General features: G+C 41.4%; 10 protein-coding genes and 1 tRNA gene. 5 read left to right on the top strand and 6 right to left on the bottom strand.

The genetic code is table 11. The features are described 5' to 3' along the window. Positions 1 to 103: 103 nt before the first annotated feature. From AABS66_RS01295 to AABS66_RS01275, 5 genes are all read right to left on the bottom strand, one after another. Entirely contained in the window at positions 104 to 505 is a 402-nt protein-coding gene (locus AABS66_RS01295) for a hypothetical protein (protein ID WP_272573267.1), read from the bottom strand. Then, complete coding sequence (locus AABS66_RS01290; RefSeq protein ID WP_430224453.1) at positions 502 to 1,842, bottom strand: phosphatase PAP2/dual specificity phosphatase family protein; 1,341 nt, start codon at positions 1,840 to 1,842, stop codon at positions 502 to 504. Before AABS66_RS01290 ends, AABS66_RS01295 begins: the two co-directional genes overlap by 4 nt. A 205-nt stretch (positions 1,843 to 2,047) precedes the next feature. After that, positions 2,048 to 3,814 (bottom strand): bifunctional alpha/beta hydrolase/class I SAM-dependent methyltransferase, encoded by a 1,767-nt coding sequence (locus tag AABS66_RS01285; protein WP_430224452.1) that lies wholly within the window; start codon positions 3,812 to 3,814, stop codon positions 2,048 to 2,050. A gap of 9 nt (positions 3,815 to 3,823) precedes the next feature. Further along, a complete protein-coding gene (locus AABS66_RS01280) occupies positions 3,824 to 4,447 on the bottom strand; it encodes a CDP-alcohol phosphatidyltransferase family protein (protein ID WP_206084139.1) in 624 nt (207 codons plus the stop codon). A 245-nt stretch (positions 4,448 to 4,692) separates the two neighbouring features. Further along, entirely contained in the window at positions 4,693 to 5,496 is an 804-nt protein-coding gene (locus AABS66_RS01275) for an AraC family transcriptional regulator (RefSeq protein WP_206084140.1), read from the bottom strand. A gap of 154 nt (positions 5,497 to 5,650) precedes the next feature. Here AABS66_RS01275 and AABS66_RS01270 point away from each other — a divergent pair, with 154 nt between their 5' ends. The 5 genes from AABS66_RS01270 to AABS66_RS01250 all read left to right on the top strand — a co-directional run bounded on the left by AABS66_RS01270 (position 5,651) and on the right by AABS66_RS01250 (position 11,842). Next, positions 5,651 to 6,601, top strand: coding sequence for a 4-hydroxyproline epimerase (locus tag AABS66_RS01270; RefSeq protein WP_206084141.1), 951 nt, complete (start codon positions 5,651 to 5,653; stop codon positions 6,599 to 6,601). 10 nt (positions 6,602 to 6,611) lie between these two features. Next, positions 6,612 to 7,859: an NAD(P)/FAD-dependent oxidoreductase gene (locus tag AABS66_RS01265; protein ID WP_349415188.1), complete on the top strand. Its 1,248-nt coding sequence runs from the start codon at positions 6,612 to 6,614 to the stop codon at positions 7,857 to 7,859. Between the two features lie 17 nt (positions 7,860 to 7,876). Next, positions 7,877 to 8,743 (top strand): 4-hydroxy-tetrahydrodipicolinate synthase, encoded by an 867-nt coding sequence (dapA, locus tag AABS66_RS01260; RefSeq protein WP_430224451.1) that lies wholly within the window; start codon positions 7,877 to 7,879, stop codon positions 8,741 to 8,743. A gap of 10 nt (positions 8,744 to 8,753) precedes the next feature. After that, positions 8,754 to 10,238 (top strand): aldehyde dehydrogenase, encoded by a 1,485-nt coding sequence (locus AABS66_RS01255; RefSeq protein ID WP_430224450.1) that lies wholly within the window; start codon positions 8,754 to 8,756, stop codon positions 10,236 to 10,238. A gap of 86 nt (positions 10,239 to 10,324) precedes the next feature. Continuing rightward, positions 10,325 to 11,842, top strand: coding sequence for an alanine/glycine:cation symporter family protein (locus AABS66_RS01250; RefSeq protein WP_206084145.1), 1,518 nt, complete (start codon positions 10,325 to 10,327; stop codon positions 11,840 to 11,842). Between the two features lie 9 nt (positions 11,843 to 11,851). Here AABS66_RS01250 and AABS66_RS01245 read toward each other — a convergent pair. Beyond that, positions 11,852 to 11,939 (bottom strand) — tRNA-Ser (locus AABS66_RS01245). Positions 11,940 to 12,185: the final 246 nt, after the last annotated feature.

The raw sequence follows: 12,185 nt of genomic DNA, 5'->3' as shown, positions 1-12,185 counted from the left end.
CACCTAATTTACCAGGTAAATAAAGCTAATGGTGTTTTTACTTGAATTTAAAATAATAAGCAGAAATTTTTCATAACAAATAAATAAAAATTAACCTAACTCATTATAATGTTATTACCGTAACTAATAGCCATATCCAAAGGATAACAACAGATAAGACAGCATGTTTAAATAAGTTCTTTGTGCCTTGCCAACGCTGTTCCATCGTTCGGTTAGTTGGCTTTTTATGCATAAAGAAACTGAGTGCATAATCAAAGGGCTCAGTTGTTCCTTGTTGATAAATCATCTTAAAAAAATGATTATCAAGCCACAAACGATAAATATAGTAATGACTAATAATAAATAAAATAATGCCAACAAATAAATAGTACTTTCCGTTATTTATACCTAAAAAAAGATTAAGCTGGCAAATTAAACCTAATACAGAACCTATAGCCAAATAGAGCCAACTTCGCGTCAGTATCTGAATGACTTCTCCGCAGTTTTTATCTGTAAGCTGGTTCATTTATGTTTCCTATTTAAATAATAGTGCGTAAACCAATTATTTAATTGTTCTTTAGTTGCTGGGTTTAAAATAACTTGTGGCCTAGCAAGTTCAACCATTTCGACTGCTTTATCTATCGTTTGAGCATCACCATGGTGAACTAGCCATGCAACAGCAACGGTGGCACTGCGTGAATAACCCAGTTTGCAATGAATATAGACAGCACCGTGCTGGGCTAAACTATCCATCGTATGGACTGATTGCTCGATATCCTCTGCGCTCAGTGGTAACAAATCTATTTGTGGCTGGCTACAATACTTCAGCCCTTTGCTAAAAGAATTGCGAGGCCATTCGCAAGTCATGTCTAAAACAGCTGCAGTTTGCAAAGGGTAAAGCGGGCGGCCTCCCAAAACGATATGTTGATTCACAATGCTAGGTTGCCTGCAATGTTTAGCAAAGTAATGATAGGTTCCCCAAGCAATTAGGCGATAAGGTAATAATAAGATAGCGGCGGACGGGGAAATCTTGCCATCGGGTGTTTTTTGAAAGATGCTGGCACCAGCGCCTAAGTAACCGAGAGTAATAAACAATAAAGCAACAGCAGGCCACAGCAATATCCAAGCAGCACCTTGAATCAAAAAAGCGAGAGAAAAGCAAACGACTGAGCCAATGCCATAATTTTTGCTCATTTTAAAACTGCGAGGGGACCCTGTGTAATGCCATTGCCAGCGTGTATTGATAGGCAGCAAATAACTGACAAGCAAACCAACTGAGAAACCAGCAATAACATCAATAAAATGGTGCTGCCAAGTCGTGAGGACAGAAATTAAGATCAAAACTGACCAACTGTGGAGCAGCCAACGCCACCGTGTTGGTGTATGAGCTCGAAAGCGTAGCCATAGGAGCCAAAGCAAAATGATATGTAATGAGGGGGCTTGGTTAAATGGCAGGTCAAAAAGTTCTAAGCTGTCAAACATCCAGCCAAAAGCGCCATCCGTAGTTGGGCGAGGAAAGCTAAATTTAAGTGGAAATAAAAGAAAGCCAACGCAGGCAGAAATGGAAGCGGTAATTAATCGTAGACCATGGATTGTTTGTTCACGCCGTGTTGTACAGATAAATAAGGATAATCCGTAGAATAGGTCAATGCTCCAATAGGGAATAATAGTCCAAGGAACAAACGGGATGTGCTTTTCCCATGAATACACAAAGGAAGGTACATGGGGTAAGGTCGCTGTGTAGTTATTGACCTGTCCATAAGTGAGAAAGAAAAATGGAGCTAAAAAAATTAGCCACAGCAGGCCAAACAACAAAGTGTGTTGTTTAGATAATAGCTGAGTAGGTTGGTGAAGGGCTGTCATCGTCCTTTGCAATATTCCTTTGTGCTCTAAAAATCATCTAAGAATAAATAGTGAGTGCTGCAATTACCTGTTTGTAGAAAGAAAATGTATATTTAACTCACAACATAGGGGCTTTGCCTATCAGAAGCAATAGAGATAGCCAATATTGGCAAACTTGAGGTTAGCTACGTTGACGGCAACCAACCTCAAATGATAGGTTAAAAGATTAACGGCGTCTCGCTATTGATACGCTGAATATTCCCCAGTTATCAATAGATTGACTTAATTTTTCGAACCCTGCTTCGTCAACTAAAGCATCCATTTCGCCTTGGCTGCGGCAACGCATAACCCAAGCTTGTCCGCCTTGGTGGCTGGGTAAAACACGAGCAATCATTTCCACTTGAGGGTGCCATGGTTGGCAAGTGTAAATGAGCAGCCCACCTGAAGGTATGACTCGGGATAATCCATCTAATGAAGCTCTAATTAGTTGGTTACTCGGGAATAGCTCATATAAACCACTCACAACACCCAGTGTAGGCGCAGGCGTCACGGAAGCTAAATCATCAGCGTCGAAGGCATTGCCTTCCACAAAATGGATTTTATCTTCAAGGAAACGCTCTTTTATATGTAAACGCCCCTGTTCTACATTAATTGGGCTGTAATCACGCAAAAGAACAGATTCAACTTTGCCATAATCGTTAATTGCATCGAAGATATAACGGCCTTGACCCGCTGCAATATCCATAATACGTACTGGCATATTGTTATCTGTTAAGTCACGGATAGCTTGGCGTAAAGTATTTTCAATATTGACTTTACGCTGACGGATCCCTTGCCAGCCAATACTGTTGAGGTATTGCCTGTCAATCACGCGTCCGAATAGGCCTTTTCCTTCCGCTTTATCACGATAGACATAGTCTAAAGTTGATCCTGAATCAAAGCCCTTATCGTAACCGATGCGAACACCCTCAGAAGCTTTACCTATGGTGTTCATTGATTTACTCATAATCTTGAAGGCAAGGTTTTTCGGGCACCATTTGGGTAACGGAGTAGCCAGTTTACGGTAATTTTCTGCGCTAGTGCTCCATGTGTCTTCGTACTGGTAATCATGTCGGTAAACAGGGAGACTAAATAATTTACTAATAAAATCACGTATTTTTTCGATAGGAATATGACGCTCTTTCTCACCTAAAGTATCGTGATAAAAGCCTGGTAAGATGTGCTTTTCTTTGATTGGTGTATTTAAGCGCTCAAAAAACTGATGCTGTGGGCGGTGATGAACAACATGGTCGCTACCTGATATAAATAATTGAGTTGGCAAGGTAATTGCGTTGGCATCTGCAACGACTCGATCGGCTGTTTTATACAATTCAAGTAAGATATTAACGGCAATAGGTCGAGTGATTAGCGGATCGCGGTTAAACGAATCAATACGCTGTTCATCATGGGTAAGAAATTTCGCTTTTACATAAGAATTAACATAGAACAGGCCCCGCATTTTTTGCATTAAAGCTAACCCTGTGCGAGCAAAAGGAACATACAGTTTAACTTTAAATGCAGGTGAGGCAAGAACCATCCCACGAATTTTCGGCGCATAGTCATGTACCCATGCGGAAACCAACACAGCCCCCACGCTTTGCCCAATTACAATGATATTTTCTAAAGGGATTTGATATTGCGTGGAGACATATCGGACAAATTCATCGACATCATGGATGGATGTGCCAAGAGAAGGGCTATAGCCCCTTGGACCTTCATTTCGCCCATGACCGCGAGCATCCCAAGCGAACATGGCGTAGTCAGGAAAGTTTAACTCATCAACAAGGTGTGCAACACGGCCTGAATGCTCATGACCACGATGGAATAAAATAATTGCTTTGTCCGTTGTCGTTTCCGTTGGCCAGTGGCGGTAAAAAAGCGAAGTGTGATCACTAGTTGTAAATTGCGATTCTAAAACAGGGCGTTGCGTCAGATAATCTGTCTGAGCGTTCATAATTATTCCTTAATTATTATCCGAAGACGTGCGAAACTCATCCAATGCACGGCGGATACGGTTATAGCAGGTATAAAGCAGCAACAAAGATAGAATAATAAAGAGATAATTTATCCAATCAGCGAACAGAAGCTGAGGAAAAATACTCACGAATAATCCGAGAGCGCCAAAAATAAAGGCTCGGTCACTTTTCCCGATAGGGCCGTCATAGCGTCTTGACGCACCTATTGCTTGTGAGGTGACACCAATAAACTCAGTCAACAGTGAGAAAAATAAAATAAGCAAAATTAGCCAAATTGCATGGGGAAAAATAATAGCAAAAGGGAGGTATAACGCGACATCAGAAACGACGTCACCTAATTCATTGAGGATTGCACCTAATTGGCTTTTTTGATGATGTTCTCGTGCTAGCATGCCATCAATAGCATTGAGCGCCATGCGGATAAACAACACAAACGGCAATAAAATAAATAGATGTGGGTTTGGGAAGAAAAACAAAACCAAACCGACAATAATGGAGAGTAATAATGCAGCCAAAGTCACTTGATTAGCCGTGATCCCTGCATTAAATAATTTACTAACGATTGGGCGAAGTAGATCTTGAAATTTTGGTTTCAGATCATAAATGGTCATTTTTTATCCTTTTATATGACATGCAATAGTGTCTTACATTGGACATATCAATACGCTATTCATAAATAGCCGCAATAAGAGCTATCTTAAGTTAATTTATTTTACTTAGGCATATTAAGATCAAAGTAGGATGTTTTTTTCGATTAGTCTATTGAAATCAATGAGGAAATTAGCTTAATCAACAAAGATTAAACAAAGCTTGTTTTATACTCAGTAAGATTAGAGATGAACAATAAGATACCCGATCACGCGATTATTTTTTGCTTATCAAGTGTTGAACGCATACGCTTAAATTGGCTGGGTGTCATGGTGGTCATTTCTTTAAATTTGCGACAAAAAGCACTGTGATCAGTGTAAGCACATTTTATTGAAATATCTGTAATTGAATGGTCATCTTCTAATAACTCAATGGCATGTTCGAGACGCTTTTTTTGAATATATTGTTGCGGTGTAATTAAAAAAATAGCTTTAAATTGACGATTTAATTGTGAAAGTGAAAGTCCTGAAATATCCGCAAGTTTCGTTATTTTAATTGCAGTATCAAAATGGTCACTAATATAGCGTTCAACGAGGCTAAGTTGGTTATTTAATTTAGGACTAACAGATTTAATATCCTGTAAATCGACAGAAATCCCTGCTACACCAATTACTTGGTTTCGAGTGTTAAATATGGGTACCTTTGTGGTTAAACACCAGCCAAGTAACCCAGCTTTATAAAGATGTAACTCAAGTTTATTAATCACACTGATTTTCTTTTCCATCACAAGGTAATCTTGCGAACTGTAACTTTGCCCTAATTCAGCGTGAAATAACTCTTCTGCACTTTTACCAATTACGTCATTAATACCATTCTTTTTACAGCGAATCGCCAAGTTATCATTGGCAAGTAAATACCGTGCATTATGGTCTTTCACAAAAAAAGTGACATTAGGGAGTGTATTAATTAACGGCATGACTAAACCGAGATGGTTTAGTAAAACTTCAATGTTATCAACAGGAAAAAGCATATTTTCTTGGCTGATTAATAATAACTTATTTAAATTGATCATGCTGCGCCCCCAAATATTAAATTATTGTTACTAATTTTCTTAAATATTTTTAGATTGTGCAGAAAAACGCATAAGTTCGATGGAAAGATATCAAGATTGATTAACAAAAATCAAGCAATCTATTAACAAACCATGATTAATAGGGTGCTAATCAATGCGATCTGAATATTCTAAAATTGAAGTAATAGATTCCCATACAGCAGGGGAACCAACACGCTTAGTGATTGAAGGATTCCCTCAGCTAGGTGGTGAAAGCATGGCAATACGTTTGGCAATATTGCGTGATAACCATGACGAATGGCGAAGAACAACCATCCTAGAACCACGAGGCAATGACATTCTCGTGGGGGCACTATTATGTAAACCACAAAATCCGAAAGCCGCGGCAGGGGTGATCTTTTTTAATAACGAAGGGTACCTTGGGATGTGTGGGCATGGAACGATAGGTTTAGTCGCATCCTTGCATTTTCTCGGGAAAATTTCTTACGGAAAGCATTTGATTGAAACCCCTGTTGGGGATGTTACGGCGGAACTGCACAACGATGGCAGCGTGAGTATCCAGAACGTATATTCATATCGTTACCGTAAAGCAGTACAAGTTGATGTGCCTGATATCGGTATGGTCACAGGGGATATCGCCTGGGGGGGTAATTGGTTTTTTCTTGTAGAAAACTCACCTATTTCGATTGATTTTAAAAACGTTAAATTGCTAACAGACGTGAGTTTGAAAATTAAACAAGCACTTGTTGACCAAAAAATCTTTGGTAAGAATGACCAAGAAATTGATCACATCGAACTATTTGGTTCACACCCTAAAGCCGATAGCCAAAGTTTTGTGTTATGCCCTGGTGGTGCTTATGACCGCTCCCCTTGTGGGACAGGTACCAGTGCCAAATTAGCCTGTTTAGCTGCGGATAAAAAACTCGCAGCGGGAGAAATTTGGCACCAAGCGAGCGTGATTGGCAGTGAGTTTCAAGCGAGTTTCCAGCCCGCGGATGAAAACGGCATTATTCCTACAATTCGAGGAAATGCCTATATTAGCGGCCAAAATACGTTGCTGATTGATGCGCAAGACCCATTTCGTTTCGGTATTTCGGTTGCGTAAGGGGATGGCGATGAAGAGTCAATATTCAGTGATTGTTGTCGGCGGTGGAATTATTGGCCTAAGCATTGCGCTTACCGCACAAGCTAATGGTACCGACGTCCTGCTGGTGGATAAAAATGAAATTGGCTCTGGGGCGTCATTTGGTAATGCAGGGCATATTGCAACTGAGCAAGTTTTCCCCATTGCAGACCCTTCTGTATTGAAATCAATTCCGAAAATGTTGCTCGACCCACTTGGCCCATTACGTTTGGATTGGCGTTACTTATTACCACTAACACCGTGGATGTTAAAGCTAGTCGGTAACATGCGCCATAAGCCGTTTACCCACATTCACCAGACGTTAATGACGTTAAATAGTGCGGCTTTTGACTCGTGGCAAGCCTTTATTCAAAAATGGCAACTCAGCGACCTTGTTAAAATGCAAGGCTCATTATTAGTGGCTGAAAAAAAAGAAACACTCGAAAAGCTCCATCAACATGGTGAATCTCTACAAAACATGAATGTACACAACTTGGTTATCGATCAAACCGAGTTACTTGAGCGCGAACCTGCACTTGCCACGAATCAACTTGGAGGGCTATTTTTCCCAAATACTGGGCATGTGGTTGATTTATCAAAATTACATTCAAAACTTGCGCAGTCATTTGTTGAGTTAGGTGGAAATATACTGACCAACTGTGAAGTCATTGCGATATCTTCGACATCAAATAAAGAAGCCTCTATCACCACAACCCAAGGGAAATTTACAGGGCAAAAAGTGGTTATTGCAGGCGGCGCATTTTCTAAATCATTAGTCAAAATGGTTAGTCGTATTAATGTGCCACTTGAAACAGAGCGCGGCTACCATTTAATGCTACCTCAAGAACAAGGGCGGCTGAATATTCCCGTATCCAGCATGGACAGGCGTTTCATTATGACCCCGATGGCGGGTGGTTTACGCCTTGCTGGTACCGTTGAATATGCAGGGTTAAAGCGCCCTGCAAATATGCAGCGGGCTCGTCACTTTTTACCACTCGCCGCCCCAATGCTAAAGGCGCCATTAAATGATGCACAATCAACACCGTGGATGGGGTTTCGCCCATCAACATCAGATTCATTGCCTGTCATTGATAATAAAGGCCCGTATATTTTTGCATTTGGTCACCAACACCTAGGGCTCACACAGGCAGCAATCACGGCTGACCTTGTAAATAGTTTTATTCACGAGCAGCCGACTGTTATCGACTGCACCCCTTTTTCCATTGAGCGATTTCTATAATTTTAAGGAGAATTCAGATGAATTTTCATGGCATTCTTGTCCCTTTAGTTACCCCTTTTCATGACGATTATTCATTAAATATTAGTGCATTAGCTGATTTAACTGAAAAGCTTATTGACCAAGGCGTCACAGGGTTAGTGGTCTGCGGCACGACAGGGGAATACTACGCGTTAAATGAAGATGAGCGCAAAACCGTTTTATCAACCGTGAGCAAAATTGCGAAGGGGCGCGTAACGTTGATTGCAGGGATTAACGATCTATCAACGGAAGGTGCGATCGCGCGCGCAAAACAAGCAAAGGACCTTGGATATGAAGGTTTAATGTTATCACCACCACCGTATAGTTTGCCTGACCAACAAGGCGTGTACGGGCATTATAAAAAAGTTGCAGAGGCCACAACGCTGCCGATCATTATGTATAACTTCCCTGCACGCATTGGTATCGAAATTGAGTACGAAACTGTGGTTAAGCTGGCTGAAATCGACAACATAGTTGCCATTAAAGAGAGTAGCGGGGATTTCAGCCGTGCTTTACGCCTATTACAGACACCGTTTAACAACTTCAAGGTGATTTGTGGTTGTGATGACCAACCCGTTGATTTCTTCTTTTGGGGTTCAAAAAGCTGGATAGCGGGTGCAGGCAATGTGTTCCCTGCTGAACAAGTTGCTATTTTTAAGGCGACACAAACAGGAGATTGGCAAGAAGCGAAAAGAATAATGAATGAAATATACCCAGGAATTTATTCCATGGAGTCTGGCGATTATAACCAAAAAGCCAAAGCAGGTTGCTTAAATGGCACGTTTAACGCAGGCCCTGTGCGTTTACCTTTAACTAATTTAGCCGTTGAAGCTAAAGACGAATTTGTCAAATTAGTGAAAAGGTAAGGTGGGGATAATGAAACTAAATCAACAGCAGGTTTTTGAACTCGCCAAGCAAGGAAAACTATGGGCGGGTAATTTAATTGATGGGGTGAATATTTCTCAACCTAAATTAGAAAACCGAACTCCCATTGACAATAGCCTTATTGGCTATATCGCTGACGGTGAAGCAAGAGATGTTGATGCTGCAGTAAAAGTTGCTCGAAATACCTTTAAAAGCGGTGAGTGGAGTGCACTTTCTCCTCAAAAACGCAAAGAGGTGATGCTCAAGTGGGCGGATTTAATTGCTGAACACAGCGAAGAACTTGCAGCACTTGATTGCATTGATGCGGGAAAACCCATTACCGAATGTATCAATACCGATATGCCAGCAACCGTTGAAACCTTTTATTGGTATGCCGAAGCGATTGATAAATTATTTGGAAAAATAGCACCAACAAGCCAACAAGAATTAGGGTTGATAGTTAGCGAGCCTATTGGGGTTGTGTGCGCGGTTCTACCCTGGAATTTCCCAGCCCAAATGTTTGCATGGAAAGTTGCGCCTGCGCTTGCTATCGGCAACTCTGTGATTGTGAAACCCGCGGAGCTAACGTCACTGAGTGCTTATCGAATGGTTGAGCTAGCTTATGAGGCAGGTGTACCGAAGGGGGCGCTCAGCTTAGTTTGTGGGCTGGGCGAAAAAGTGGGCGAAGCACTGGGACGTCACCCAGACGTGGATGTGGTGTCCTTCACAGGGTCAACCGAAGTGGGGCGCTTATTTTTAAAATACTCAGCGGAAAGCAACTTAAAAGAAATTGTTCTCGAATGTGGTGGCAAAAGTCCGCAGGTTGTATTTGAAGATGCCAACCTTGATGCGGCTGTTCCCCATATCATGGCCGCCGCCTTTTGGAATATGAGTGAAAACTGTAGCTGCGGTTCTCGCTTAATTGTGCATGAAAATATTAAACAAGCTCTGCTGGATAAACTGGCGATTGCAGCAAAAGAATGGAAAGTGGGTGACCCGAGGCAAGCGGATGTATCAATTGGGCCGATGGTTGAAAAAGCGCACTTTGATAAAGTGAAATCGTTTTTAGATATCACAAAGCAAGAAGGGGGGACAATCGCTATTGGTGGTCGCGTTCACCATGAAATTGGTTCTGGGTGGTATATCGAGCCGACAATTTTCGATAATGTGACTTCAGATATGTCGTTGTTTAAAGAAGAAGTTTTTGGCCCTATCTTAGCAGTAACCTCATTCAAAACGGAAGAAGAGGCAATTACGCTAGCCAATAAGACACAATATGGGTTAGCGGCCTCTTTTTATAGTCAAGACGTCCACCGAGCCATGCGCGTTGCTCGCCAAATTAGTGCGGGAACTGTCTCAGTCAATGGTTTTAGTGAAGGGAATATTACCACGCCATTTGGTGGTTTCCGTCAATCCGGTTTTGGCGGAAAAGACAATGGCCTAGAGGCTTTTGAACAGTATAGCCAAACCAAAGTTATCTGGTTTGTTCACCAATAAATAACGTTGACCTGAGCCTACAATGCTCAGGTTTTTTTTACCCTGCAAACACACAATAAACAATTACAATAACGAAGGAGTACAAAATGGAAGCCATCGTTAATACCATCGTTGGTTACATATGGGGTAATGCACTGGTGTTTTTATCACTGGGCGTAGGACTCTACTTCACTTTAGCGACTCGTGGCGTGCAATTTCGCTATCTCATCAAAATGATTTGTTTATTAAAGGAAAATAAAGCATCAAAAGAGGGGATTTCTTCCTTCCAAGCTTTCTGTTTAGCATTGTCAGGCCGTGTTGGTGTTGGCAATATTGCGGGGGTTGCTACTGCAATAGCTGCTGGTGGGCCAGGTGCCATTTTTTGGATGGTAGTCATGGGGCTATTAGGTGGCGCGAGTGCCTTTATTGAATCTACACTTGCTCAAATCTATAAACAACGTTCAGATGGGCAATATCGCGGTGGTTCCCCTTATTATATTGAAAAAGGGTTAAAGTTGAAGCCGTTTGCCATCATTGTTGCCGCCGTAATTTGTTTATCTTACGGTGTATTAGTGCCAGGTATTCAGGCTAACACCATTGCTGACTCTTTCCAGACATCGTTTAACCTTCCTCCGATGGCGACTGGGGCGATTGTCACCGTATTAATGGCATGGCTTATCTTTGGTGGCGTGAAACGTATCGCAAGTGCAGCAGATAAAATCGTTCCCTTGATGGCGATAGCTTACTTGGTGATGATGGTGATTATTTTGGGCAGCCATTATGAAAAAGTACCTGCGATGTTTAATTTAATCTTCCAAAGTGCATTGGGTATGGATGCGGTATTTGGTGGGATTGTTGGAACCGCAGTATCATGGGGTGTTCGTCGCGCGGTATTTTCCAATGTGGCAGGTGCTGGTGAGGCAACATTTAGTTCAGCGGCTGCAGAAGTGAGTCATCCAGTAAAACAAGGACTTATTCAAGCATTCTCCATTTATATTGATACGGTTGTAGTCTGTACAGCATCAGGCTTAATGATCCTTGTCACCAATATGTACAATGTATTCCCCGATGGTTCTGCAACCGCGCTGGTGGAATATGTACCAGGTGTTGCAGCAGGAACCGCATGGACACAGATGGCGGTTTCTACCGTGTTTACCTCTGCGGGCTCAGGCTTTGTGTCGATAGCAGTATTCTTATTCGCATTCACAACCTTAATGGCTTATTACTATATTGCTGAAACAACCATTGTCTACCTTGACCGCAAACTTGCTTATCCTGTTTTAAAACTGATACTTAAGTTTGTGTTCTTAATTATTGTGTTTATGGGTAGCGTGCAATCAGTGAGCTTAATGTGGAGCTTAGGTGATATTGGGTTTGGTAGTATGAGTTACCTAAATTTAATTGCGATAGTGTTTCTTTCTAAACCTGCGCTAAGAGCGCTGCGAGATTATGAACGGCAGGAAAAATTAGGTGTTGACCCTGTGTTCAGTCCAAAAGTTGCAGGGATAGAAAATGCAGAGTTATGGGAAGATATTAGCCGTGAATATCATGAACGAGGTATTGGTATTGAGCAAAAGAATAATGAAAATAAAGGGAAACTACAGATAAAAGAAGAGGAAAACTAGTAGAAAAAATGGCGGTGAGGGAGGGATTCGAACCCTCGATACGTTGCCGTATACACACTTTCCAGGCGTGCTCCTTCAGCCTCTCGGACACCTCACCGTTTTTTCTAAATCCGTTGCAGACCAGAGAGAAATCCTGCTGTGCAACGGGGCGCTACTATAGGGAAAATAGCGTCTTGCGTCAACTCCCTATTGATTCTTTTTCTTACTTTTTATGTCCGTTTAGCTAAATAAAAATCAATTTGTATAATATCTAATCTTAATTGTTGCTTGTTAAGATAAATCATTTTTTTAATGTTAATAAGAACTGCAAGGATTAAGCATAAAATTCGTTAGCTAGTTAACA

This window comes from Providencia sp. SP181 (assembly GCF_050446505.1).
Classification (GTDB): Bacteria; Pseudomonadota; Gammaproteobacteria; order Enterobacterales; family Enterobacteriaceae; genus Providencia; species Providencia vermicola.
Note: the sequence above shows the minus strand (reverse complement) of the source record. Positions and strands in the feature narration are given on the sequence as shown.